The sequence below is a fragment of the Mycobacterium sp. genome (assembly GCF_035499775.1).
GTDB lineage: Bacteria > Actinomycetota > Actinomycetes > Mycobacteriales > Mycobacteriaceae > Mycobacterium.
This window is the reverse complement of the sequence record NZ_DATJYB010000445.1, coordinates 1-25999: the sequence shown is the minus strand read 5'-3', so window position 1 is coordinate 25999 and position 25999 is coordinate 1. Positions and strand designations below refer to the sequence as shown.

Sequence of the window (25999 nt, the reverse complement as noted above, 5' to 3'; positions counted from 1 at the left end):
GCCGGCCACCGAGTTCAGCAACCCGTCGACCGTGATCTTCAACCGGGTGACGTCGCGGTGGGTGAGCAGATGCTGCAGAAACGGGTGCCCGGTCTTTTCGAAAAGACCCTGCACAGCGTCCGCATCCGTGGTGTAGCCGGTTTTGGTCCGCTTCGTCTTCGGCATGCCCAGTTCGTCGAACAACACGACCTGCAGCTGTTTGGGTGAACCGAGGTTGATCTGCTTGCCGATCACGGCGTACGCGGCCTCGGCGGCGTCGCGGATCTGGTCGCCGAACTGGCTCTGCAGCTGGGTCAGCATCCCCAGGTCGACGGCGATACCCGCAGTCTCCATGCCGGCCAGCACCTGCTGAACCGGCAGCTCCATGTCGCCCAGCAATGCGGTGGAGTCGATGCGCGCCAGCTCTTCGTCCAGCGCGTCAGCCAGGTCGACGACGGCCCGGGCTCGCAGGATCACGGTTTGAACGGCTTGTTCATCCGCCCCGCCGGAGTCGTCTAGGTCGTCGAGGAGCGAAAGCTGTTGCTGTTCAGGTGTTTCCGCGCGCAGCTCGCGACGCAGGTAGCGCAGCGACAGGTCGTCGAGGGTGAAACTGCGCTGCCCGGGCCGCACCAGGTAGGCAGCGAGCGCGGTGTCGGACGTGACGCCGTTCAGCGTCCACCCGCGACCCGTCAGATCGTGCATGGCCAGCTTCGCCTCGTGCAGCGCTTTGGGTTTCGCGGGATCGGCCAGCCAGGCCGCCAGCGCGGCGTCGTCGTCCGGGGTCAGCGTCGCGGTGTCGATGTAGGCGCCGTCCCCATCGGCGGCGGCGATCGCCAGCGCGGTGGCGTCCCCGTCATGCGGCAGATGGGTGCCCACCACGGCCAGCCCCGACCGGCGCCCGTCGTCGGCGTGCTCGGCCAGCCACTGCCCGACCGTGCCGGGCTGCAGCGCACCGCCGCGCACGTCGAACCCCTCGTCCACCTCGGGTTCGACGGCCGCCAGCGTGTCGAACAACCGGTCCCGCAGCACCCGGAATTCGAGGTCGTCGAAGAGCCGGTGGATCTGGTCGCGGTCCCACGGCTGCAGCCGCAGGGTGTCCGGGGTCTGCGCCAGCGGCACGTCTTTGACCAGCTCGGTGAGGTCGCGGTTGAGCACGACGCTGGCCACATGCGCCCGTAGTGCGTCGCCCACCTTGCCGCGCACCGAGTCGACGTTGTCGACCAGCGACTGCAGCGAGCCGTACTCGACGATCCACTTGGACGCGGTCTTCTCGCCCACGCCGGGAATGCCGGGCAGGTTGTCGCTGGGATCGCCGCGCAGCGCGGCGAAGTCGGGGTATTGCCGCGGCGTCAGCCCGTACTTCTCGACCACGGCCTCCGGGGTGAAGCGGGTGAGCTCGCTGACACCTTTGCGCGGATACAGCACGGTGACGTCGTCGCTGACCAACTGCAGCGAGTCACGGTCGCCGGTGACCACCAGCACCCGGTAGCCCTCATGCTCGGCCTGGGTGGCCAGCGTCGCGATGATGTCGTCGGCCTCGAACCCCGGTTCGGCCAGCACCGTTATGCCCAGGGCGCCCAGCACCTCTTTGGTGATGTCGATCTGACCGTGGAACTCGTCGGGGGTCGAGGAGCGGTTGGCCTTGTATTCCGGGTAGCGCTCGGAACGGAAGGTCTGGCGCGACACGTCGAACGCGGCCGCGATGTGCGTCGGCGCTTCGTCGCGCAGCAGGTTGATCAGCATGGCCGTGAAGCCGTAGACCGCGTTGGTGGTCAGCCCGCCGCGCGTTTTGAAGTTCTCGGCCGGCAACGCGTAAAACGCCCGGAACGCCAGCGAATTGCCGTCCAGCAGCATCAGCGTCGGTTTGGCTTGATCTCCGCCGTCAGGGGTGCCTTGTTCCGCGCGGTCGGCGGCGGTCCTAGCTGGGCTCACCGCCCTAACTCTAGGCATCGTCGCTGAGATCAGAGCAGCGGCCGCTGACCGCCCACGTCGTACTCGGAAACCGATGCCGAAACTATCGAGCCTTGCTGCGCATCGCTGGGTCCGCTGCCCCGGAACGCCTCGACGGCCGCCGTCGACTCCCAGCGTTCGAAGATGTTGACCCGATCCGGATCGAGCAGGTCCGCGGTTATCGCGAAGTCGAGGCAACCGGGTGCCTGCCGGGCCTGCTGCACGACGCTCTGGCATGCCGCCAGGTAGCTGTCGCGCTGCGCCGGCTCGACGACGAGGTAGCCCGCGACGATCACCATTCGACGCTCCTTACTGTTGCCAGGCCTTTTGACGTTGTGACCGCCGTCGCCCGCCGAAGTCATCGGTGATTCCCACCCAACGGGAGCGAATTGGAACACGTTTCAGTTTTTCCGTCAGGGTGAGTAATCTGGCGTGGTGACAGAAGCTCTCGACAAGGTCCAGCCGGCGATCGATGGATGGTTCGCCACCGACGACGCCGGAAACCCGCACCTGGTTGGCGGCAAATGCCCCAAGTGCGGCACCTTCGTCTTCCCGCCCGTCTCTTCTGGGAGGGAGAACAACTGCCCTAACCCGGCCTGCGACAGCGATGCACTAGAGTCCGTCGCACTGTCCAGGCGCGGGAAGCTGTGGAGCTACACCGAGAACCGCTACCCGCCGCCCGCGCCCTACCCGGCTCCGGACCCCTTCGAGCCGTTCGCCATCGCCGCGGTGGAGCTGGCCGACGAGGGACTGATCGTGCTGGGCAAGGTGGTCGAGGGCACGCTGGCGGCCGACTTGAAGGTCGGCATGGAAATGGAGCTGACCACGATGCCGCTATTCACCGACGACGACGGCGTCGAGCGCATCGTGCACGCCTGGAGGATCCCGTCATGAGCACCCCCGAACCGCTGTACATCTTGGGCGCCGGAATGCACCCCTGGGGCAAATGGGGCCGGGACTTCACCGAATACGGCGTCGTCGCTGCGCGGGCTGCCCTGCGCGAGGCCGGCCTGGACTGGCGGCAGATCCAGCTGGTCGCCGGGGCCGACACGATTCGCAACGGCTATCCGGGCTTCATCGCCGGGTCCACCTTTGCCCAGAAGCTGGGCTGGAACGGGGTCCCGGTCAGCTCCAGCTACGCCGCGTGTGCCAGCGGTTCGCAGGCGCTGCAGAGTGCGCGGGCGCAGATCCTGGCCGGCTTCTGCGACGTCGCGCTGGTGATCGGCGCCGACACCACGCCGAAGGGGGCGTTCGCCCCGGTCGGCGGGGAACGCAAGAACGACCCCGACTGGCAACGGTTCCACCTGATCGGGGCGATGAACCCGGTGTACTTCGCGCTGCTGGCGCGTCGCCGGATGGACCTCTACGGCGCCACAGCCGAGGACTTCGCGCAGGTGAAAGTCAAGAACTCGCTGCATGGCCTGCAGAACCCGAATGCCCGCTACCGCAAGGAGTCCGCGGTCGAGGACGTGCTGGCCAGCGCGGTGGTCGCCGACCCGCTGCACCAGCTCGACATCTGCGCCACCTCCGATGGCGCGGCCGCGCTGATCGTGGCGAGTGCCGAGTTCGCCCGTCAGCACCTCGGTTCGCTGGACGGGGTGCCGTCGGTGCGCGCGGTCAGCACCGTCACCCCGCGCTACCCGCAGCACCTGCCCGAATTACCTGATATCGCAACGGATTCCACCGCCGTGGTGGCTGCGCCCGACCGGGTGTTCAAGGATCAGATCCTGGACGCGGCCTATGCGGAGGCGGGCATCGGGCCGGAAGACGTGAGCCTGGCCGAGGTCTACGACCTGTCCACCGCGTTGGAACTCGACTGGTACGAACACCTGGGGTTGTGCGCCAAGGGCGAGGCCGAGGCGCTGCTGCGCAGCGGTGCGACGACCATCGGCGGCAAGGTCCCGGTCAACCCGTCCGGTGGGCTGGCGTGCTTCGGCGAGGCCATCCCTGCCCAGGCGATCGCCCAGGTCTGCGAGCTGACCTGGCAGATGCGCGGGCAGGCCATCGGCCGTCAGGTGGAGAACGCGACGGTGGGTGTCACCGCCAACCAGGGGCTGTTCGGGCACGGCTCGTCGGTGATCGTGGCGCGGTAGGGCGGCAGTTACTCCCTGCTGAAGCCACGCGAGCGTCCGCGAATGTACGGCATTTAGAGCGTTCGCTGTACATATGCGCGCGCTCGCGGGGGCTACTCGTCCTTCGGATCGGCGAGGGTTTCCAGGACGATCTCGGCGACCCGCTTCATGGTGGTGCGCCGGTCCATGGCCGCACGCTGAATCCACTTGAACGCTTCGGGCTCGCTCATGCCCTGGTTGGCCTGCAGTAGGCCTTTGGCCCGTTCGACGACCTTGCGCGTCTCCAGCCGGTCGGTCAACGTCGCCACTTCCCGCTCCAGCGCGCTGAGCTCGGCAAACCGGCTGACAGCCAATTCGATGGCCGGGATCAGGTCGCTGATGGTGAACGGCTTCACCAGGTAGGCCATCGCCCCGGCGTCGCGCGCACGCTCGACCAGGTCGCGCTGGCTGAACGCGGTCAGCACGACGATCGGCGCGATGCGCTTGCTGGCTATCTCCGACGCGGCGTCGATACCGTCGCGACGCGGCATCTTCACATCCATGATCACCAGATCAGGCTGATGCTGCTCGGCCAACTCGACGGCTTCCTGGCCGTCGCCGGCCTCCCCGACGATGTCGTAACCCTCCTCTCGCAGCATCTCTGCCAGGTCCAGTCGGATGAGCGCTTCGTCTTCAGCGATCAGGACCCGGCGCGGCGGTGCGGCGTCGGAGTCGGTCGTTGAGCCGGTCATGACGGACATTGTGTCGTGAGGGCATGCGACCAGCGACCGCGGGGGGGCGGTGCGATGCCGATCTTCTCGGGTCGGCAAGCTCCTTTAAGGTAGTGGGGCCGGAACAGCCCTCGTATCCCAACTGGCAGAGGAAACGGATTCAAAACCCGTCCAGTGTGAGTTCGAATCTCACCGAGGGCACAGCCCAGAAACCGCAGAATCACCGCCGCACTCGGTAAACACCGAGTTCAACCAGTAGGCTTGGACCGTGGCGGCTAAGAAATGCGGCTCCACCTCGAAATGGTCGGATGGCTCAACAGAGCGCCCGGACTGCGTAGCTGCGGTACGGGCCGAAACCCGCGCCCGCTCCCAGCACTACGCCGACAGCGAGGCTCGGCGCGCCCGGATACTCAACGTCACAGCGATCATGGCGGTCGGGGTCTGCGTCCTGTTCGGCATTCTCGGGTTTGTACCAGGCCCCCCGGTGTGGCAGACGCAGATAATCAACTTCGCCGCCGGCATGATCTTCGCGACCATCCCATACCTGCGGAAGTTCGGGGAACTGGTTGCGCCGCTTACCTTTGTCCTGTCGGCGTACGTGGTGATCGTCGTCATCTGCATCGACCTGGGTACCGGATCGGGCGTGCAGTACTACCTGGTGACGACGTCGAGCCTGCTGATACTGCAGCTCGGAATCGAGCGCATCCGCCTGGCACTCCTGCTGACGATAACCGGCGCCGCGGTGGTGATCGCCCTGCAGTTCACGGTGCCCCGCTCCACCGGGGTTGAGCCGCCGTGGGCGATGCAACTAAGCTTCGCCACCACGACTATCTCCGCGTGCGTGATGGTGATCGTGACGGTGTGGTTCGCGCTGCGTGACACCGACCGCGCCGAGGCGGCCATGGAAGCCGAGTACGAGCGCTCCGAGGCGCTCCTGGCAAACATGCTGCCGGCCAGCATCGCGGAGCGCCTCAAAGACCCCGACCGCAACAAGATCATTGCCGACAAGTACGACGAGGCCTCGGTGCTGTTCGCCGACATCGTCGGCTTCACCGAGCGCGCCAGCAACACCCCACCCGCCGATCTGGTGCGGTTCCTCGACAAGCTGTACAGCGCGTTCGACGCGCTGGTCGACAAGCACGGCCTGGAGAAGATCAAGGTCAGCGGAGACTCCTACATGGTGGTCAGCGGCGTTCCACGACCGCGGCCCGACCACGTGGAAGCGCTGGCCGACTTCGCGATCGAGATGGCCGAAGTTGCCGCCGGACTGAAAGGCCCGCATGGGCACGCGGTACCGCTTCGGATCGGTATGGCCAACGGCCCGGTGGTGGCCGGCGTCGTCGGTTCCCGCCGGTTCTTCTACGACGTATGGGGCGACGCGGTCAATGTCGCGTCCCGGATGGAATCCACCGACTCGGTGGGCCGCATCCAAGTGCCCGAGACGATCTACGAGCGCCTCAGGGACGACTTTGTGCTGCAGGCGCGCGGCAGCATCGACGTCAAAGGCAAGGGCATCATGCGAACCTGGTATCTGGTCGGCCGCAAACCGGTCGAACCGTCCGGCGACCTGCTGGTCGAGGAAGCCGACACCGCCCACGTTTAATGGCGATCGCGAGCGCGGCGCAGCCGGGCGATGCGGGTCGCCACCGAAAGGATCAGTGGCGATCGCGAGCGCGGCGCAGCCGGCCGATGCGGGTCGCCACCGAAAGGTCTAGAGCCCTCAGGCCCTATACCGGAACTGCCACATACGCCACACTGGTGACATGGAAACCTCCCCCGTTCCAACCTTGTTGCCCCATCTGTGGAAATCCACGCTGGTATCCGGAGTCCTGACGCTGGCCGTCGGCGTTGCCGTGCTGGTGTGGACCGGCAAATCGATCGTGATCGCCGCGGTCGCGTTCGGCATCTATCTACTGATCACCGGATTCGCGCAGGTCGCCTTCGCGTTCAGCCTGCACGTCTCGGCCAGCGGGCGAGTTCTGTTGTTCATCAGCGGCGCGGCATCGCTGGTCCTGGCATTCCTGGCGTTTCGTCACTTCAGCAAGGACGAGGCGACAGCCGTCTACCTGCTGGCGATCTGGATCGGCATCGGCTTCATCTTCCGTGGTGTGGCGACGACCGTTTCGGCCATCAGCGACCCCGCCCTGCCGGGCCGAGGGTGGGAAATCTTCGTCGGAGTGATGAGCCTGCTCGCCGGCATGATCATGCTCGGTACGCCGTTCAGCGGCATCGTGATCTTGGCGCAAGTCGTCGGCATCTGGCTGATCTTCATCGGCACGTTCGAGATCGTTTCGTCGTTCGGAATCCGCAAGGCGTCCAACAAGGTCGGCGAAGCCGTTGCACGCGTCGAGAACTCCTGATCCGCGCGGTCAACGCGAAATTGACGGTAGCGTAGGCACCGCCGCGTTACTACACTCTGTCGTAGCAGACTAACGTCCCTGCAGCCCCGGAGATGACAGATGAATGTCGTCGACATTTCGCGGTGGCAGTTCGGTATTACCACCGTCTACCACTTCATCTTTGTGCCACTCACCATCGGACTGGCGCCCCTGATCGCAATCATGCAGACGGCGTGGGTGGCCACCGGCGACGTCGCCTGGTATCGCCTCACCAAGTTCTTCGGCAAGTTGTTCCTGATCAACTTCGCCATCGGCGTGGCAACCGGCATCGTGCAGGAGTTCCAGTTCGGCATGAACTGGAGCGAATACTCGCGGTTCGTCGGCGATGTGTTCGGCGCCCCACTGGCCATGGAGGGCCTGATGGCCTTCTTCTTCGAATCCACTTTCCTCGGCTTGTGGATTTTCGGCTGGAGCCGGCTGCCCCGGTTGGTGCACCTGGCGTGCATCTGGATCGTCGCGATCTCTGTCAATGTGTCCGCGTTCTTCATCATCACGGCAAACTCGTTCATGCAGCACCCGGTGGGCGTGCACTACAACCCGGAAACCCATCGCGCCGAGCTGAACGACATCGTGGCGCTGCTCACCAATAACACTGGGCTGACGGCGTTTTCGCACACCGTCACCGGCGCGCTGCTGACCGCGGGCACGTTCGTCGCCGCCGTCAGCGCCTGGTGGCTGGTTCGGTCACACAAAGGCACCGCCGAAGCGGACACCGGCGGGATGTATCGCCCGGCGACCATCCTGGGCTGCTGGGTGGTGCTGCTTGCCACCGTCGGCCTGTTCTTCACCGGCGACCACCAGGGCAAGCTGATGTTCCAGCAGCAGCCGATGAAGATGGCGTCGGCGGAATCGTTGTGTGACACCCAAACCGATCCCGACTTCTCCGTCCTCACCGTCGGCACGCACAACAACTGCGACGCGGTGACCCGTGTCATCGAGGTGCCCTACGTGCTGCCGCTCCTCGCCGAGGGCAAGTTCGAGGGCGTCACCTTGCCGGGCGTGCGCGACATGCAGCAGAACTACGAACGCCGATTCGGGCCAAACGACTACCGCCCCAACCTGTTTGTCACCTACTGGTCGTTCCGCATGATGATCGGGTTGCTGGCGATTCCGGTGCTGTTCGCGTTGCTCGCGTTGTGGCTCACCCGCGGCGGGCGGATCCCGAACCAGCGCTGGTTCGGCTGGTTTGCGCTACTCGCGATTCCGACCCCGTTCCTGGCCAACAGCGCCGGATGGGTGTTCACCGAGATGGGTCGTCAGCCGTGGATTGTGGTGCCGAACCCCACCGGTGACCAGGATGTACACCTCACGGTCGCCGCCGGCGTCTCGCACCATGCGCCCGGCATGGTCGTCACCTCCCTCGTCATGTTCACGCTGCTCTACGGGGTGCTCGCGGTCGTCTGGTTCTACCTGCTCAAGCGCTACATCGTCGAAGGACCGCGGGAACACGACGCCGAGCCGGCCCCGCCCCGAGCACCCGACGACGACGAAGTAGCGCCGCTGTCGTTCGCGTACTGAGATAGGGAGCTGACCGGTGGGACTCCAAGAGTTGTGGTTCGGCATCATCGGACTGCTGTTCGTCGGCTTCTTCTTCCTCGAAGGATTCGACTTCGGCGTGGGAATGTTGATGGAACCGCTCGCCCGGGTGGGCACGGGTGATCCCGAAACCCACCGGCGCGCAGCGCTTAACACCATCGGCCCGGTCTGGGATGGCAACGAGGTCTGGCTCATCACCGCCGGCGCAGCGATGTTCGCCGCATTTCCGGGCTGGTATGCCATTGTCTTCTCGACGCTGTATTTGCCACTGCTGGCAATCCTGTTCGGCATGATCCTGCGTGTCGTGTCCATCGAATGGCGCGGCAAGGTCGACGACACGAAATGGCGGGGGTGGGCCGACTTCGGTATCGCGGCCGGGTCCTGGCTGCCCGCCGTGTTGTGGGGGGTCGCCTTCTCGATTCTGGTGCGCGGGTTGCCGGTTGACGCCGGCGGTCACGTCAACCTGTCGATCGGCGACGTGCTCAACGTCTACACGCTGCTGGGCGGATTGGCCACCGCCGGACTGTTCTTGCTCTACGGCGCCGTGTTCTTGACGCTGAAGACCTCCGGCCCGATCCGCGACGACGCGTACCGGATCGCCACGTGGCTGTCGCTTCCGGTGACTGCACTGGTTGCGGGATTTGGGCTTTGGACGCAGCTGGCACACGGCAAGGGCTGGACCTGGCTGGTGCTGGCGGTGGCGGTGGTGGCGCAGTTGGGCGCGGTGATCCTGGTGTGGCGCCAGGCATCCGACGGCTGGGCGTTTGCCTGCACCGGCCTGGTGGTCATCGCGGTAGTGGTCCTGCTGTTCAGTGCGCTGTATCCCAACCTGGTGCCCTCGACCCTGAACAGCCAGTGGAACGTGACGATCTACAACGCCTCGTCGACCCCCTACACCCTCAAGATCATGACCTGGGTGACCGCGATCATGGCGCCGCTGACGGTGGTCTACCAGGCCTGGACGTATTGGGTTTTCCGGCAACGCATCTCGGCTGACCGGATACCGCCGTCGATCGGCCTGGCGAGGCGTAGCTCCTGAGCGCAAAGGATTCCAAAGCCCGGGGTCCGGTGGACCCGCGGCTGTGGCGCGCGTCAACCGCGTTGCGCCGCTACCTGATTGCCGCGGTGGCCTGTGGTTTGGTGATCTCCGGATGTTCCATCGGTTCCGCGATAGTGCTCGCGAGCATCGTCGCGCGCGTCGTCAGCGATCCCTCGGCCCGTAACCTGCACCCCTGGCTGGGACCCCTGTCAATCCTGTTGGCGCTGTGGGTTGTCCGGACCGCGACGAACTGGCTTCAGGCGCGGCTGGGTCAGCGGGGAGCCAGCGCGGTGATCGCCGACCTGTCCGGTCAGGTGCTGACGGCGGTGACCGCGCGGCAACCCAATCAACTGGCAGCAGAGCGGGACGCTGCCGCGGTGGTGGTCACCCGCGGCCTGGACGGCTTGCGCCCGTATTTCACCGGCTATCTGCCCACTCTGGTACTCGCCGCGATCCTGACCCCGGCCACCGTGGCCGTGATCGCGGTCTACGACCTGAAATCGACGGTGATCGTAGCGATCACCCTGCCGCTGATACCGGTATTCATGGTGCTGATCGGGTTGGCGACAGCCGAAAGATCGGCCGCCGCGCTGGCGGCCATGACGACGCTGCAGGCGCGATTGCTGGATCTGATCGCCGGCATCCCGACGCTCCGCGCGCTGGGCCGCGCCTCTGGGCCGGAACAGCGCATCGCCGAACTCAGTGCCGCGCATCGGCGTTCGGCGATGGCGACACTGCGGATCGCGTTCCTGTCGGCGCTGGTGCTCGAACTGCTGGCCACCCTGGGGGTGGCCCTGGTCGCGGTGAGTATCGGTCTTCGCCTGGCGTTCGGCGAGATGAGCCTGACGGCCGGTTTGACCGTCCTGCTGCTGGCCCCGGACGTTTACTGGCCGCTGCGCCGCATCGGCGTGGAATTCCATGCCGCCCAAGACGGTAAAGCCGCGGCCGACGAGGCGTTCGCGCTCATCGGCGAGCCCACCGCAGCAACACCCGGCCGGCAGGCCGTCGCGGCCCGCGGCGCGGTGATCCGCCTCGAGAACCTCAGCGTCGCAGGCCGGGACGGCCGCGCGCCCGATGACCTCACCGCGGAGATCGAGCCCGGTCAGGTGACCGTGCTGACCGGCCGGAACGGCGCCGGCAAGAGCACCACGCTGCAGGCGATCGCCGGGCTCACCGCGCCGTCCTCGGGCCGGATCACGGTAGCCGGAGTCGACGTCGCCGAACTGGCGCCAGGGCCGTGGTGGCGCCAGTTGTCCTGGCTGCCGCAGCGCCCCGTACTGGTCCCGGGAACCGTGCGTGCGAACCTGCTTCTGCTCGGGGATCTCGATGACCTGGAAGGCGCCTGCGCGGCAGTTGGTTTCGACAAGGTGCTGGCTGAGCTGCCCGACGGGCTGAACACCATGCTCGGGCGCGCCGGAGTAGGGCTGTCACTCGGGCAGCGGCAACGCCTGGCTCTGGCCCGGGCGCTCGGATCAACCGGCCCGGTGCTGCTGCTCGACGAACCCACCGCACACCTGGATGCCGATGCCGAGGACCATGTGTTGCGGGCCATCGTCGCGCGTGCCCGGGCCGGCGCGACCGTGGTGGTCGTCGGGCATCGCGAGGCAATCGTCGCGATCGGTGATCAGGTCGTGCAGGTCAGCGCGGATGTCGGCGATATCGAGGTGCACCATGCGCCGGTCTAGCGCACTGCTGGTCGCGTCGAGCCTGCTGCGCCCGCGACTCCCCCGACTGCTCGCAGCCATTGCGCTTGGGGTGTTGTCGCTGGGCAGTGCGCTGGCATTGGCCGGGGTGTCGGCGTGGCTGATCACGCGGGCCTGGCAGATGCCGCCCGTGCTGGACCTGTCCATCGCGGCCGTGGCCGTGCGGACGTTCGCGATTTCGCGTGGTGTGCTGCACTATTGCGAGCGGCTGGCCACTCACGACACCGCGCTGCGCGCGGCCGGCACGGCGCGTGTGCAGATCTATCACCGGCTGGCCCATGGACCCGCCGCAGCCGCCGTCCGGCTACCCAGCGGTGAGCTGGTGGCCCGCGTGGGTGCTGACGTCGACGAACTGGCCGACGTGCTGGTGCGCGCCCTGGTACCCATCGGTGTCGCGGGAGTACTGGCGCTGGCGGCGACGGCGGTTGTCGGGGCCATTTCACTGCCAGCGGCCGTGGTGCTGATGATCTGCCTGTTCGTCGCGGGAGTCGTTGCGCCCTGGTTCGCCGGCCGGGCGGCAACCTCGCAGGAAGCGCTTGCCCGGCAACATCATTCCGAGCGGGACACGTCGGCGATGATTGCGCTCGAACACGCGCCCGAGCTTCGGATAGCCGGCGCGCTGCCTGACGTCATCGCCGAATCACAACGGCGTCAACGTGCCTGGGGTGACGCGCTGGATGCCGCCGCCCGACCGGCCGCGGTCGCCGCGGCAATGCCGACCGCGGCGATCGGCGCCAGCGTGCTCGGGGCCGTCGTCGCCGCTATCGGGATGGCACCCACGGCCGCGCCCACCACGCTTGCCGTCCTGATGTTGTTGCCGCTGTCCGCATTCGAGGCGACGACCGCGTTGCCCGGCGCCGCCGTCCAGCTGACGCGGTCACGGATCGCGGCTCGCCGCCTGCTCGACCTGGCGCCACAGCCCGCCGCGGAGACCGCCAAACCGACCCCGGCGGTGCCGGTCGGCATCGGCCGGTTGTCCGCGGACGTGTGTTCCGGACACCCGGACGCGGACCGGTCAACCGCGGTGGCGATTGACTTGCCACCGGGCGCCCGGCTGGCCGTCACCGGCGCGAGCGGTTCCGGCAAGACCACGCTGCTGATGACGCTGGCCGGGCTGCAACCGCCGTTGCGCGGGCAGGTGACGCTGGAGGGAACCGACCTGAGCCAGTTTGATGAGGCTGAATTACACAGCGCGGTCAGCTTTTTCGCTGAGGACGCGCACATCTTCGCCACCACTGTGCGCGACAACCTGCTGGTGGCCCGCGGGGACTGCGGCGACGACGAACTGGCGGCGGCGTTGGATGCGGTCGGCCTCAGCGAGTGGCTCGCCAGTCTGCCGGAGGGTCTGTCGACGGTGTTAACCGGCGGCGCACAGGCGGTCTCAGCCGGCCAGCGCAGACGGTTGCTGCTGGCGCGCGCGCTGATCTCACCCGCCCGCGTCGTGTTGCTCGACGAACCCACCGAGCACCTCGACCGCAACGACGCCGACCTGATCCTGCGTGACCTATTCGTTCCGAATCCGCGGCTGTTCGGTGCGGACCGAACCGTGGTTGTCGCTACTCACCACTTACCCGACGACATTCGCTGCCCCGAACTGCCCGTCGGCTCGTCGGCCCCACCCGGGGATTGACTCTGCGTCCTGGGCGACGAAGTGCGAGATTCTCGCAGTGGTTTCACGCTCGGCGAGAAGGCAAGGCGCGGCCGCACCGACAGCCCCAACCGCGGGCCCGACCCCGTCGCCGAGCGTGCTCTGGTTGCGAAAATCGGGCCCGCCGCATTTTCGCAGTGGTTACACGTTCGGCGAGCCAACGCCGGCAGCTCATCGCCGGGCGGCGGGAAAGTACTTCAGCACGCCTTCCTGCACCACGGTGGCGATGAGTTGTCCCGACCGGTCGAAGAAGTGCCCGGTGCCCAGCCCGCGTGAATCCGCGGCCACCGGCGACGACGTCGAATACAGCAGCCAGTCACCGAAATTGACCGGCCGGTGAAACCACACCGAGTGGTTGGCGGACGCCGCGAAGATGCGATCGAAGCCCCACGACAACCCGTGCGTCGTGATGACCGAGTCCAACACGGTGGTGTCGGAGGAATACAGCATGGTCGCGGTATGCAACACCGGATCATCGGGCAGCGCGCCCAGAGCCTTCAGCCAAACCCGGTTGTAGGCAAGCCGATCGCCCTTCTCCCGCATCACCCAGGCGGGGTCATTGGTGTAGCGCCATTCGACCGGCTGCAGGGCGTTGACGAAATGCGGAACCGTCTCCTCGTAGCCGCGCAACAGCTCGCGGATCGTCGGCAGGGTATGCGGCTCGGGCACCTCCGGCGGATCGACGGCGTGCTCCAGCCCGCGGCCACCGGACATGTACGAGACCATCGCCGAGGACAGCAAGATGCCGTCCTGGACGGCGTCGACGCGCCGGTTGGCGAAGCGCCGCTCGTCGCGCAGCCGAACTACCTGGAATTCGATGTCCTTTGCAGTATCACCACCGTTGATGAAGTGCACCGAGATGGCGCTGGGGGGTAGGTCGTCGCGGGTCAGAGTGCGACTGCTTGCGACGAACGACTGGGCTACGAGCAATCCACCGAATGTGCGCATCGGGTTCTTGCTGGGGTGGGATCCGACGAACCGGTCGTCGTCGACGCGTTTGAGATCCAGTACCGCCAGCAGTTCCTCGAAGTCACTCAACTAGACGTCTTCCTCCCCGATCCGGTGCACGTGGATCAGGTTGGTGGAACCTACCGTCCCGGGGGGCGCGCCGGCCACGATGACCACCAGGTCACCGCGCTTGTAGCGGCCGAGCGCCAGCAGTGACTTGTCGACCTGGCGGATCATGCCGTCGGTGGACGTCATCACCGGCACGATGAACGTCTCGGTGCCCCAGGTCATCGCGAGTTGGCTGCGCACCTCGGGCCACGCCGTGAAGGCAAGCAACGGCAACGGGGTATGCAGACGCGCCAGTCGCTTCACGGTGTCGCCGGACTGCGTGAACGCGACCAGCGCCTTGGCGTCGAGCCGCTCCCCGATATCGCGTGCGGCGTAGGAGATGACGCCCCGCTTGGTACGCGGCACATGCGTCAAAGGCGGTGCAGCCGTCGAGTTTTCCTCGACAGCGCAGACGATCCTGGACATCGTCCGCACGGCCGCCAGCGGGAACTTCCCCACCGACGTCTCTCCGGAGAGCATCAGCGCGTCGGCACCGTCGAGCACCGCGTTGGCGACGTCGGAGGCCTCGGCCCGGGTGGGGCGCGAGCTCTCGATCATCGAGTCGAGCATCTGGGTCGCGACGATGACGGGTTTCGCGTTCTCCCTGGCCATCTGGATGGCCCGCTTCTGCACCAGCGGAACCTCTTCGAGCGGCAGCTCTACGCCCAGATCACCGCGGGCCACCATGATGGCGTCGAAGGCCAGCACGATGGCTTCCAGATTGTCGATCGCTTCCGGCTTTTCCAGCTTGGCGATCACCGGTACCCGCCGCCCGACCCGATCCATGATCTCGTGGACCAGCTCGACGTCAGATGGCGAGCGCACGAACGAAAGCGCGACCAGGTCGACGCCCAGCTCGAGGGCGAACGTCAGATCCTCGATGTCCTTCTCGGACAACGGCGGAGCGGATACGTTCATCCCGGGCAGCGACATGCCCTTGTTGTTGCTGACCGGGCCGCCTTCGGTGACGGTGCAGATCACGTCGTCGCAGTCGATGCTGGAGACCACCAGGCCGACCTTGCCGTCGTCGACCAGAACCCGGTCGCCGACGGCGGCGTCCTGGGCCAGCCTCTTGTAGGTGGTGGAGACCCGGTCGTGGGTGCCCGGGCAGTCCTCGACGGTGATTCGTATCGTTTCACCGTCCGCCCAGTACGTGGGCCCGGTCGCGAATCGCCCCAGCCTGATCTTCGGGCCCTGCAGGTCGCAGAGCACGCCGACCGCGCGGCCGGTGGTATCGGAAGCGGCTCGCACCCGCTCGTAGGCGACCTTGTGATCCGCGTAATCGCCGTGACTGAAGTTCATTCGGGCGACGTCCATTCCGGCTTCGACCAGCGCCAGAATCATCTCGTCGCTTTGAGTAGCGGGACCAAGAGTGCAGACGATCTTTCCGCGGCGCGTCACGCCGAACCAGCATAGTCGCGCTCTACTGCCATTGGGGTGAGTCGAAGTTAACTGTCGGGTCGGCGCTACCCGGGGAGGACGGTCGGAACCAGCGGGAAGCCGGGCAGGTTACGCAGCACCGTCCACGCGATCGTCAGAACCGTGATCGTGACCAGCATCGCTATCGGCACGGATGAGCGACCGCGGCGGTACCTAAACACCATCCATCCCACCAGCAGCGGGAGGCCTACCAGCGCGAAGATGTTGTCGTTGATGGCGGCCGCGAAATCGCCGTGCAGCATGTCATGCACCATCCGAAGCCCACCGCAGAATGGGCAATTCCACCCCGTGAGCAACTTGAACGGGCACAGCGGGTAGACCGAATTCGTGTTGTGCGGGTCGGCGAGTCCGACGTACGCAAGCGCGCCGGCCAGCAACACACCCGAACCGATTGCCCCGTAGAGACGACCTCGATGCGGGCCGTGCGCAGCGCAGTCACCGGCGGGGTGCTCCGGTGGTGCCTCGAAACCCGGCGACGGCGGCGGCCAGCCAAGCTCGCCGGCACCACGCCACGACGGATCGGTCACGATTTTCAGCATGCCAGATCGGCTCGCTGCTATCGGCCCGACCGCGACCTCAGACTGCGCAAACGTTGCCTCCAGCGCTCCCGGGTTCTACCGGCGTACGGCGTTACCTCGCCGGCCTTCCCGTCGACGAATGCTTCGGAGTCGACCTCAGCCTCCGGCTCGGGTTCCTCGACGACGTCCGTCGTCTCGTCTGCCGGCTCCTCGGCGCCGGCGTCGGCGTCGGATTCGCCGGAAGTCTCGTCTTCGGCGGCCGCCTCTTCGTCCTCGGCCTCCGCCGTTGGAGGCTCCGTGCTTTCGGGTTCCGGCTCGGCGGGTTCCGGCTCGACGGGTTCTGGTTCGGTGGTCTCGGCCTCGGTGGTTTCAGGCTCGGTGGCCTCCGCCTCAGCAGCCTCCGGCTCGGCGGGTTCTGGTTCGTCGGCTTCGTCCTCCGCGGCCTCAGCAGCCGGCGCTTCAACCTCCGCCTCAGCCTCCGCGGCTTCCGACTCCGCCGCGTCCGGCTCGGCGATATCGGCCTCGGCGCCTTCGAGCTCCGCAGCGTCCGGCTCGGTAGCTTCCGGCTCGGCAGCGTCCGGCTCGGCAGCGTCCGGCTCGGCAGCTTCCGGCTCCGCAGCTTCCGCCCCGGCCACTTCCGGCTCGGCAGCTTCGGGCTCGGCAGCGTCCAACTCGGCAGCGTCCGGCTCGGCAGCGTCCGGCTCGGCAGCTTCCGGCTCGGCAGCTTCCGCCCCGGCCTCTTCCGGCTCGGCAGTTCCAGGTTCGGCGGCTTCCGGCCCGGCGGCCTCCGCCTCGGCCACTTCCGGCTCGGCAGTTCCAGGTTCCGCGGCTTCCGGCCCGGCGGCCTCCACCTCGGCCGCTTCCGGCTCGGTGGTCTCAGGCTCCGCAGCTTCGTCCCCCGCAGCCTCAGCAACTGCTGCTTCAGCCTCCACGGCCTCCGGCTCAACGGCCTCTGGCTCCGCCACCTCGGCCTCCGGCGCCTCGAGCTCCGCCGGATCCGGCTGCGCCACGGCAGCGACTTCAACCGTCGCGGCGTCAGGCGTCGCAACTTCGGAAATCGGCAGCTTCCGCCTCCGCGACCTCAGCCTGCGCAGCCACCCACCCGGTTCAGGCCCCGTCACCGGGGTTGGCGCGGCTAGAGGCGCTGCGACTTCAGGCTCGGCCGCCTCGGCTTCAGCCCCGGTTGGCTCAGGCTCGGCAACCTCAGGCTCCGCGACCTCGGCTTCCGCGGCTTCCGGCTCCGCCACCTCAGCCTCCGCGACCTCAGCCTCCACGGCCTCCGCGGTTTCGGCTTCGACGGGCTCGGGCTCGGCAACCTCAGGCTCGGCGCCCTCAGCTTCCGCGGCCTCCGGTTCCGCGACCTCAGCTTCCGCGGCCTCCGGTTCCGCGGCTTCAGCCTGCACGGTTTCGGCCTCGACGGGCTCGGGCTGGGCTGCCGCCTCCGACACCTCCGCGGCCTCAGTCTCCGCAGCCTCTGCGGCTTCGGGCTCCGCGACTTCAACGGTTTCGGCGGCTGCGCCCTCCGGCTCCGCCTCCTCCAAGGAGGGTTTGGCGCCCTTTCTTCGACCCAATGTCGCGATCGCAGCGGCACCGATCCCCAGAGACTGCAGAATCCCCGTCTTCGTCGGCGCAGTCTCAAGCTCTTTCGCTTCCTCGCCACCAAACTCGATGCCACGCAGACTCTCCGGGGCCTCACGGCCCTTGGACGCGAGGATGACGTAGACCACGGCCCCGATGAACACGAACGTCGATGTGAACGAGTTGATCCGAATGCCGGCGATGTGCGTGGCGGTGTCGTCACGCAGCAGCTCGACCCAGAATCGGCCGACGCAGTACAGGGCGACATACACCGCGAACAGTCGCCCGTGGCTGAGATCCAAGCGTCGGTCCAAGTAGAGCAATGCAACGAATACCAGAACGTCCCAGATCAATTCGTAAAGGAAGGTCGGCTGTACGACGAACGCCAACTGCCCGGTCGAGACACCGTCAAGCGAATGAACGTCGACGAATCCCGCGGGATCGCGGCGGTAGAAAATCTCCAGGCCCCACGGCAACGTGGTTTCTCGACCGTAGAGTTCCTGGTTGAAATAGTTCCCGAGCCGGCCTATCGCTTGTCCCAGCACGAGTCCGGGGGCAAACGTGTCGAGCACGGGCGGCAACGGAACTCCGCGACGACGACAGGCGATCCAGGCGCCGACGGCACCGAGGGCTACCGCCCCCCAGATGCCCAAACCCCCGTCCCAGACGCTCAGTGCCGCAATGAACCCGGCACCGCCCGGGCCGAAATATGTCTGCCAATCCGTAGCCAGGTGGTACAGGCGGCCGCCAATCAAACCGAAAATCACTATCCACACAGCGATGTCGTAAACGAAACCGCGCTGGCCGCCCCGGGCCTGCCAGCGCCGATCGGCGATCAGCAAACCGATCACGATGCCGATGATGATGAAAAACGCGTATGCCCGAAGGGGAAGCGACCCAATGTAGGGCAGCGGCCCAAGGTACCAGACCCCGCGGGGCGGGCTCGGGAAGTACGCGAGCCAAGTCGTCGTCATGCGGACATCCTCTGGCGCACACCTGCGGCGAGTTCTTCGGTGAGTGCGCCCAATCTCGACAAACCGTCAGTCAACGCCGACACCAACGCGGAACCCACGATGACGCCGTCGGCGTAGGCGCCGATCTGCGCGGCCTGCTCCCCCGAGCGCACCCCCAGGCCTACCCCAACGGGTATGTCAGACACTGCCTTCACCCTCCCCACCAGCTCGGGTGCGGCCTGAGACACCGCATCACGCGCCCCGGTCACCCCCATCGTCGACGCCGCGTACACGAATCCGCGCGACGCCCCGACGGTGGTCACCAGACGTTCGGGCGTCGATGACGGCGCCACCAGGAAAATGCGATCGAGCCGGTGCTCCTCGGATGCCGCCATCCACTGCTGCGCCTCGTCGGGAATGAGATCGGGAGTGATAATCCCGTGCCCGCCCGCCGCTGCCAGATCGCGCGCGAATGCGTCAACGCCATAGCGCAGCACCGGATTCCAGTACGTCATCACTACGGCCCGTCCGCCGGCCGTGCTGACGGCCTCGACAGCTGCCAACGTGTCGCGGACCCGCACTCCCCCGCTCAACGCGGCCTCGGTGGCTCGCTGGATGGTCGGGCCGTCCATGCCCGGATCCGAATAGGGCACTCCGACTTCGACTATGTCGCAACCTGACTCGACGAGCGCGGTCATCGCCTGCAGCGAAGCCGGCACGTCCGGGAACCCGGTGGGCAGATAGCCGATCAGCGCCGCCCGATTTTCCTGACGACATGCCGCGAAAACCGGCCCGAGCATGCTCGTTTCGCTCCCTTGTACGGTCATCGTCAGCTCGGATCCGATTGCTTGCCCAGCAGCCCGAACCACTTCGCGGCGGTTTCGACGTCCTTGTCGCCGCGACCCGACAGGTTCACCACGATGACCGCGCCTTTGCCCAATTCGGCACCGAGCTTGAGGGCACCGGCCACCGCGTGGGCGGATTCGATGGCCGGGATGATGCCTTCGGCACGGCACAGCAGACCGAACGCGTCCATTGCCTCGGCATCGGTGATGGGCCGATATTCGGCACGCCCGGTTTCCTTGAGCCAAGCGTGTTCTGGACCCACTCCCGGATAATCCAGACCCGCCGAGATCGAATGGGATTCGATGGTCTGACCGTCCTCGTCCTGCAACAAATAGGAGAACGACCCTTGGAACGCCCCCGGCGAACCACCGGTGAATGTCGCTGCGTGCCTGCCGGTTTCGACACCGTCGCCGGCCGCTTCGAATCCGACCAGTCGCACGCCGGGGTCGTCGAGGAACGCATGAAAGATCCCAATGGCGTTGGATCCTCCACCGACACAGGCCGTCACAGCGTCGGGCAATCGGCCTGTCCGCTCCTGGATCTGCACACGGGTCTCCAGCCCGATGATGCGCTGGAAATCACGCACCATGGTCGGGAAGGGATGCGGTCCGGCCGCGGTACCGAAGCAGTAGTACGTGTTGTCGGCATTGGTAACCCAATCCCGGAATGCCTCGTTGATAGCGTCTTTGAGCGTTTTCGAGCCGGTCTCGACCGACACCACCTCGGCGCCGAGCAGTCGCATCCGGGCGACGTTGAGCGCCTGCCGTGCGGTGTCGACGGCGCCCATGTAGACGACGCAATCCAGGCCGAGCAGCGCGCATGCGGTGGCCGTGGCCACCCCGTGTTGGCCGGCGCCGGTCTCGGCGATCACCCGTGTCTTGCCCATCCTCCGTGCCAGCAGAGCCTGGCCGAGCACATTGTTGATCTTGTGAGAACCGGTGTGGTTCAGGTCTTCTCGCTTGAGGAAGATCCGCGCCGACCCCGCGTACTCGGTGAGCCGAGCGGCCTCGTACAGCGGCGACGGCCTGCCCGCGTAGTTCGCCTGCAACTCGTCCAGGGTGTCCAGAAAGTCCGGATTGACCCGCTCCTTCTCGTAGGCGGCGGTGACCTCCTCGATGACCGCCATCAACGCCTCGGCTACAAAGCGGCCACCGTAGCTGCCGAAATGACCACCCGAATCAGGGTCGTGGCGAGTGGGTTCGGCGATAGCCGCACTCATGCGCGGAAGACCCGGGCCGGATAGATCTGCCATTACCGAGGCTCGAGGCGCACGCGGCTCATCAACGGCTAGCGGGCCGGTTTCGGACAGGACGGATGGGTACCGGCGGTGACCAGATCGGCGACCGCCGCACGGGGGTCATTACTTTTGACCAGACCTTCGCCGACCAGCACCGCGTCAGCACCCGCACCGGCGTATGCCAACAGATCGCCAGTGTGACGCACACCGGATTCGGCGATCCTGATCACGTTGCTGGGCAGCCCGGGTGCGATGCGCGCGAAGCAATCCCGGTCGACCGCGAGCGTGGCCAGATCTCGCGCGTTGACGCCGATCACCTTCGCCCCGGCCTTCAATGCCCGGTCCGCTTCGAGCTCGGTGTGTACCTCGACCAGGGCGGTCATACCAAGTGATTCGGTGCGGTCCAACATCGACACCAGCGCCGATTGGTCCAACGCAGCCACGATGAGCAGCAACATGTCGGCGCCGTGCGCACGCGCCTCGTGGATCTGATAGGGCTGCACCACAAAGTCTTTGCGCAATATCGGAATCGAAACCGCGGCGCGCACCGCGTCAAGGTCGTCGAGCGAACCGTGAAAACGTCGTTCCTCGGTCAGCACGCTGATGATGCGTGCGCCGCCATCCTCGTAGGCACGCGCCAGTTTCGCCGGGTCGGAGATGGTGGCCAGCGTGCCCGCCGACGGGCTGGCGCGCTTCACCTCGGCAATGACGCCGATACCCGGCTCGCGCAGGGCCCCCATCACATCGAGCGGCGCCGGTGCGGCCGCAGCGGAGGCCTTGATCTCCGACAGGCTCACGACGGCTTCGCGCGCGGCAACGTCGGCCCGGACTCCCTCCAGGATGGAGTCAAGCACGGTTGCCGGACTCATGCCGCGGTTCCTTTCACTGTGATCGCATTGTCGCGACGGCCCCCAGCCGATTTCCGCGACGTTCATGAAGGGTAGCGACCGTCGGCGCGCGGCCCGTCACCGACCCTCGGTGTCAGAGTCGCGGGGCCGATCGGTCGGGTCGCGGCCCTCGTCAAGTGCATCCCAGATCATCCGCTCCGACATGCCCCCAATCGGCTTGGCCGAATCCGCCCCGTCGGCCCGCGCCGCAGACCGGCGGGCGGCGGGTGCCGCATATTTTGTGGTGCTGTCACGGTCCGCCCCGGATTTTGAAGCCGACCGCATCAACAAAACGGCGGCGATCAGGGTGCACACCGCCGCCAGTGCCGCAATTCCTGCTCCCCAGTAGTGCCGCTCGCTTCCCACCAGCGTTACCAGCGGGATTCGGGCGAGACCGGCTCCGCGGGCTGCAACGTCGGGGATGACCCACAAGCTGATGCCGAGGTAGCCGACTGCAAAGCTTGCCGAGGCCAACAGCCCTGCCAGCAGCCGCATCGGCCAGCCGCGCACCGCGACGGCGGCGACGGCCGTGGCAAGCATCAACACCGCCAGCGGCAGCAGCGCCGTCGACCACGTTGCGCCCGACAGCGTCGCCGACCTGGGTGGTCCCAGTCCGTCGAACGAGTGGATAACGACCCACGGCAGCCGGGACGCCGTCCACAGCAGACCGGCGGCAACGACCAGCAGCACCTGGGCGATCGCTATCGTCATCCGGCTTGTCGGCCAACGGGTCCTTGCGGGCCGGGCGCTTTTAGGAGCCACTGGCGTCGGTCTCCGGAGCGGCCAGCGTCTCCGCAGCCGCGATGGCACTGAGCACAGCACGTGCCTTGTTGGTCGCCTCGGTGTACTCGTAAGGGCCGTTGGAGTCGGCGACCACCCCACCGCCGGCCTGGACGTAGGCCGTGCCGTTACGCATCAGCGCGGTGCGGATGGCGATGGCGAAGTCGGCGTTGCCCGCGAAGTCGAGGTAACCGACCACGCCGCCGTAGAGTCCGCGGCGCGTCTTTTCCACCTCTTCGATCAGCTCCATGGCCCGCACCTTCGGCGCGCCCGACAGTGTGCCGGCCGGGAAGCAGGCGGTGACCGCGTCCAGGGCGGTGTGGCCGTCGCCGAGCATCCCAGTCACCGTGGACACCAGGTGCATCACGTGGCTGTAGCGTTCGATGTGGCTGTAGTCGTCGACGCGCACGGTGCCCGGCGTGCAGACCCGGCCCAGGTCGTTGCGACCGAGGTCGACCAGCATCAGGTGTTCGGCCAGCTCTTTCTCGTCGGTGAGCAGTTCCTTTTCGAGCAGCTGATCCTCATCCTCGTTCTGCCCGCGCCAGCGGGTTCCGGCGATGGGATGGGTGGTCGCGCGGCCCTCGGTGACCGTTACCAGGGCCTCCGGACTGGACCCGACGATCGAAAAGTCTGTTGTGCCATCGCTATTCGGCACGTGCAGCAGATACATGTAGGGGCTGGGGTTGGTTACCCGCAGGATCCGGTACACGTCGATCGGATCGACAGCGGTGTCCACCTCGAAGCGCTGCGAGGGCACGACCTGAAAGGCTTCACCTGCGGCTATCTGCTCCACCAGGTACTCGACGATCTTGCCGTACTCCGCGACGGTGCGCTGCGCCCGATGCCGCGGCTCGGGTCTGCTGAACGTGGCGACGGTCGACGGCAGCGGCTGGCTCAGTGCCTCGGTCATCACGTCCAGCCGTGCGACGGCGTCGTCGTAGGCCCAGTCGACCCGCTCGTCGGTGCCGTTCCAGTTCACGGCGTTGGCGATCAGGGTGATGGTGCCCTCGTGGTGATCGACCGCGGCGACATCGGTGGCCAGCAACAACAGCATGTCCGGCAATTGCAGATCGTTGACGGCCAGTTCGGGCAGCCGTTCCAGGCGGCGCACCAGGTCGTAGGCGAAGAAGCCCACCATTCCGCCCGAGAGCGGCGGCAGCCATGGCATCACCGCGGTGGCCAGCAGCTCGAGGGTGCTCTGCAGTGCCTGCAGCGGGTCGCCTCCGGTGGGCGCATCCTGCGGCACGGCGCCCAGCCATACGGCTTCGCCGTCGTGCACCGTTAACGCCGAGGGCGCTCCCGCGCCGATGAACGACCACCGTGACCAGGACCGGCCGTTCTCGGCGGACTCCAGCAGAAAGGTGCCGGGCCGATTGGCGGCGAGCTTGCGGTAGGCGGACAGCGGTGTCTCACTGTCGGCCAAGACCTTACGGGTTACGGGAACCACACGGTGTTCGGCCGCAAGCTGGCGGAAGTCCTCGCGTGAGGTAGTGGCGGCGAGGTGAGCATGCACCGAACCATCCTCGCAGATGGGTCGCCGCGGCCTCGGGCGTAGCCTGACGGCCATGAAAACTGGTGACACCGTGGCCGACTTCGAACTTCCCGACCAAACCGGAACGCCACGCAAGCTCAGCGACCTGCTTTCCGACGGGCCCGTGGTTCTGTTCTTCTATCCGGCGGCCATGACTCCGGGCTGCACCAAGGAAGCCTGCCACTTCCGGGACTTGGCTTCGGAATTCGCAGCGGTTGGCGCCAACCGGGTCGGCATCAGCGTCGATCCCGTTCAGAAGCAGGCCAAGTTCGCCGAGGCGCGGAACTTCGACTACCCGCTGCTGTCGGACACCGACGGCGCGGTCGCCGCGCAGTTCGGAGTCAAGCGTGGCCTGCTCGCCAAATTCAAGATGCCGGTCAAGCGCACCACCTTCGTCGTCGACACGGATCGCCGGGTGCTTGATGTGATCGCCAGCGAGGTCAGCATGGACACCCACGCCGACAAGGCCTTGGAGACCCTGCGCGCGAGGTAACCCCAGCTGCGTGAGCGGCAGCCCGGTTAGCTGGCACGTCGATATGACGGACATCGTTGAGCCAGCGGTGACACCATACTGACGTGGACCCCAGCGGGGATGATGGCGGTGAGCTCAACACGACGCCGCTGATCTGCGGCTGCTGCGGCGCGCCGTCAAGCCCGACGGCCAAGTTCTGCGGCGACTGCGGTACGCGCCTCACGCGGGCCACCCGATCCGCGGAGTACAAGCAGGTGACGGTGCTGTTCGCCGACGTGGTGCATTCGATGGACATCGCGGCCGCTCTGGATATCGAGCGGTTGCGCGACATCATGACCGAGCTGGTGGAGCGATCAGCGGCGGTGGCGCAACGCTACGGCGGAACCGTGGAGCACACGGGTGACGGGGTGATGGCGATCTTTGGCGCCCCAATAGCGTTGGAGGATCACGCCTTTCGGGCCTGTCTTGCGGCCTTGGCGATCCAGGAGGAGGCCAACCGGCTGGCGGCCGAGGTACAGCGCCGCGATGGCGTGGCGCTGTGGCTGCGGGTGGGGCTGAATTCGGGCCGGGTGATCGCCGGTGAAATCGGTTCGGGGTCCCTGGGATACGTCGCGACCGGTGAATCAGTCGGACTGGCTCAACGGATGGAATCCGCGGCACCCCCGGGAGCGGTGACGCTGTCGGAGTCGACCGCGCAGCTGGTCGAGCACAAAGTGACGCTGGGCGAACCAGAGTTGGTGCGCATCAAAGGGCGCGACGAACCGGTGCGCGTGCGTCGGCTGCTGGCGATCAGGCCGCGCGATGGCCTCTTCCGCCGCGCCGAGGCCAGCCTGGTGGGCCGGCGCTGGGAGATGGCCGCCCTGGAGGCCATGGTGGAGCGGTCGACCGGCGGCCGCGGTGGCGTCGTCACGGTGGTGGGACCGCCAGGTATCGGCAAGAGCCGGGTGGCCCGCGAACTTGCGGCGCTGGCTGCCGGTCGCGGTATCGACGTGTGTTGGGCCTTCTGCGAATCACATGCTTCTGACGTCCCATTCCACGCCCTGACCGGGTTGCTGCGCGCGGGCGTGGGCGTGACTGACCTGGACAGTAAGGCCGCCCGCACACAGTTGCGGGCGGCCGTGTCGCCCGATGCCGATCCGCAGGACCTGCTGCTGCTTGATGATCTGTTGGGCATCGCCGACCCCGAGATACCCCTGCCGCAAATCGACCCGGATGCGCGGCGACGCCGGTTGACCGCGTTGATCAACACGACGACGCTGGCGCGGACCCATCCGGCGCTGTACCTGATCGAGGATGCGCACTGGATCGATGCGGTCAGTGAGTCGATGCTCGCCGACTTGCTGACAGTGATTACGCGCACCCCGTCGCTGGTGGCGATCACGTTCCGCCCCGAATATGAGGGGGTGCTGACGCGGGTGCCCGGCGCCCAGACGATAGCGCTTGCCCCACTCGGTGATTCGGACACCGCGGTGCTGATCGGTGAGTTACTGGGGCCGGATCCCTCGGTCGCCGAGCTGGCGGCGATCATCGCCGAGCGGGCCGCCGGCAACCCGTTTTTCGCCGAGGAAATGGTGCGCGAGTTGGTGCAGCGCGGAGTGCTGGCCGGTGCGCACGGTGGCTACCTCTGTTCGGCGAGTGTCGCCGACGTCAACGTGCCGGCCACGG

The 25999-nt window shown here is 66.8% G+C and carries 22 protein-coding genes and 1 tRNA gene; 11 read left to right on the top strand and 12 right to left on the bottom strand.

Features of this window, described 5'->3' with window-relative positions; translation table 11 throughout:
* Both VML93_RS27730 and VML93_RS27725 read right to left on the bottom strand, forming a co-directional pair.
* Nucleotides 1-1833: DNA polymerase (locus VML93_RS27730; RefSeq protein ID WP_325615460.1), on the bottom strand; the 1833-nt coding region annotated here is incomplete at its 3' end.
* A gap of 107 nt (nt 1834-1940) precedes the next feature.
* Nucleotides 1941-2228 (bottom strand): antibiotic biosynthesis monooxygenase family protein, encoded by a 288-nt coding sequence (locus VML93_RS27725; RefSeq protein ID WP_325615456.1) that lies wholly within the window; start codon nt 2226-2228, stop codon nt 1941-1943.
* A gap of 136 nt (nt 2229-2364) precedes the next feature.
* Here VML93_RS27725 and VML93_RS27720 point away from each other — a divergent pair, with 136 nt between their 5' ends.
* Both VML93_RS27720 and VML93_RS27715 read left to right on the top strand, forming a co-directional pair.
* A complete protein-coding gene (locus VML93_RS27720) occupies nt 2365-2823 on the top strand; it encodes a Zn-ribbon domain-containing OB-fold protein (RefSeq protein WP_325615455.1) in 459 nt (152 codons plus the stop codon).
* Complete coding sequence (locus VML93_RS27715) at nt 2820-4022, top strand: lipid-transfer protein (RefSeq protein ID WP_325615454.1); 1203 nt, start codon at nt 2820-2822, stop codon at nt 4020-4022. The genes VML93_RS27720 and VML93_RS27715 overlap by 4 nt, the downstream gene beginning before the upstream one ends.
* Before the next feature lie 92 nt (nt 4023-4114).
* Here the strand turns inward: VML93_RS27715 and VML93_RS27710 are convergent, their stop codons facing one another.
* The gene (locus tag VML93_RS27710; RefSeq protein WP_325615453.1) at nt 4115-4732 is read right to left on the bottom strand and encodes an ANTAR domain-containing response regulator; all 618 of its coding nucleotides are present in this window, start codon (nt 4730-4732) and stop codon (nt 4115-4117) included.
* 106 nt (nt 4733-4838) lie between these two features.
* Here VML93_RS27710 and VML93_RS27705 point away from each other — a divergent pair.
* The 7 genes from VML93_RS27705 to cydC all read left to right on the top strand — a co-directional run bounded on the left by VML93_RS27705 (nt 4839) and on the right by cydC (nt 13018).
* Nucleotides 4839-4912: transfer RNA gene (locus tag VML93_RS27705), tRNA-Leu, on the top strand.
* Nucleotides 4913-4979: 67 nt separating this feature from the next.
* Entirely contained in the window at nt 4980-6314 is a 1335-nt protein-coding gene (locus VML93_RS27700) for an adenylate/guanylate cyclase domain-containing protein (RefSeq protein WP_325615452.1), read from the top strand.
* Between the two features lie 160 nt (nt 6315-6474).
* Nucleotides 6475-7071, top strand: a complete 597-nt coding sequence (locus VML93_RS27695; protein WP_414686464.1) for an HdeD family acid-resistance protein — start codon at nt 6475-6477, stop codon at nt 7069-7071.
* A 99-nt stretch (nt 7072-7170) separates the two neighbouring features.
* Nucleotides 7171-8628, top strand: a complete 1458-nt coding sequence (locus VML93_RS27690; protein WP_325615451.1) for a cytochrome ubiquinol oxidase subunit I — start codon at nt 7171-7173, stop codon at nt 8626-8628.
* Nucleotides 8629-8644: 16 nt separating this feature from the next.
* Nucleotides 8645-9685 (top strand): cytochrome d ubiquinol oxidase subunit II, encoded by a 1041-nt coding sequence (cydB, locus tag VML93_RS27685; RefSeq protein ID WP_325615450.1) that lies wholly within the window; start codon nt 8645-8647, stop codon nt 9683-9685.
* A 62-nt stretch (nt 9686-9747) separates the two neighbouring features.
* Nucleotides 9748-11370, top strand: a complete 1623-nt coding sequence (gene cydD / locus VML93_RS27680; protein ID WP_414686465.1) for a thiol reductant ABC exporter subunit CydD — start codon at nt 9748-9750, stop codon at nt 11368-11370.
* Entirely contained in the window at nt 11333-13018 is a 1686-nt protein-coding gene (gene cydC, locus VML93_RS27675) for a thiol reductant ABC exporter subunit CydC (RefSeq protein WP_414686463.1), read from the top strand. Before cydD ends, cydC begins: the two co-directional genes overlap by 38 nt.
* Before the next feature lie 189 nt (nt 13019-13207).
* Here the strand turns inward: cydC and VML93_RS27670 are convergent, their stop codons facing one another.
* From VML93_RS27670 to VML93_RS27630, 9 genes are all read right to left on the bottom strand, one after another.
* A complete protein-coding gene (locus VML93_RS27670) occupies nt 13208-14074 on the bottom strand; it encodes an acyl-CoA thioesterase II (protein WP_325615448.1) in 867 nt (288 codons plus the stop codon).
* Complete coding sequence (gene pyk / locus VML93_RS27665; protein ID WP_325615447.1) at nt 14075-15493, bottom strand: pyruvate kinase; 1419 nt, start codon at nt 15491-15493, stop codon at nt 14075-14077.
* Nucleotides 15494-15558: 65 nt separating this feature from the next.
* Nucleotides 15559-15924 carry a DUF2752 domain-containing protein gene (locus VML93_RS27660; RefSeq protein ID WP_325615458.1) on the bottom strand — a complete coding sequence of 122 codons (366 nt, stop codon included), beginning with the start codon at nt 15922-15924 and terminating at the stop codon, nt 15559-15561.
* A gap of 164 nt (nt 15925-16088) precedes the next feature.
* Entirely contained in the window at nt 16089-18602 is a 2514-nt protein-coding gene (gene lgt / locus VML93_RS27655) for a prolipoprotein diacylglyceryl transferase (protein WP_325615446.1), read from the bottom strand.
* Entirely contained in the window at nt 18599-19408 is an 810-nt protein-coding gene (gene trpA / locus VML93_RS27650) for a tryptophan synthase subunit alpha (protein WP_325615445.1), read from the bottom strand. Before trpA ends, lgt begins: the two co-directional genes overlap by 4 nt.
* A gap of 2 nt (nt 19409-19410) precedes the next feature.
* The gene (gene trpB / locus VML93_RS27645; RefSeq protein WP_325615444.1) at nt 19411-20679 is read right to left on the bottom strand and encodes a tryptophan synthase subunit beta; all 1269 of its coding nucleotides are present in this window, start codon (nt 20677-20679) and stop codon (nt 19411-19413) included.
* A gap of 35 nt (nt 20680-20714) precedes the next feature.
* Nucleotides 20715-21533 (bottom strand): indole-3-glycerol phosphate synthase TrpC, encoded by an 819-nt coding sequence (gene trpC / locus VML93_RS27640; protein ID WP_325615443.1) that lies wholly within the window; start codon nt 21531-21533, stop codon nt 20715-20717.
* Nucleotides 21534-21629: 96 nt separating this feature from the next.
* Complete coding sequence (locus tag VML93_RS27635; protein WP_325615442.1) at nt 21630-22262, bottom strand: TIGR02234 family membrane protein; 633 nt, start codon at nt 22260-22262, stop codon at nt 21630-21632.
* Nucleotides 22263-22302: 40 nt separating this feature from the next.
* Entirely contained in the window at nt 22303-23844 is a 1542-nt protein-coding gene (locus tag VML93_RS27630; RefSeq protein ID WP_325615441.1) for an anthranilate synthase component I, read from the bottom strand.
* A gap of 52 nt (nt 23845-23896) precedes the next feature.
* On the opposite strand from VML93_RS27630, the gene VML93_RS27625 reads away from it, so the two are divergent.
* Together VML93_RS27625 and VML93_RS27620 are read left to right on the top strand one after the other, a co-directional pair.
* A complete protein-coding gene (locus tag VML93_RS27625; protein WP_325615440.1) occupies nt 23897-24355 on the top strand; it encodes a peroxiredoxin in 459 nt (152 codons plus the stop codon).
* Nucleotides 24356-24438: 83 nt separating this feature from the next.
* The coding region (locus VML93_RS27620; RefSeq protein WP_414686462.1) for an AAA family ATPase at nt 24439-25999 on the top strand (1561 nt) is incomplete at its 3' end.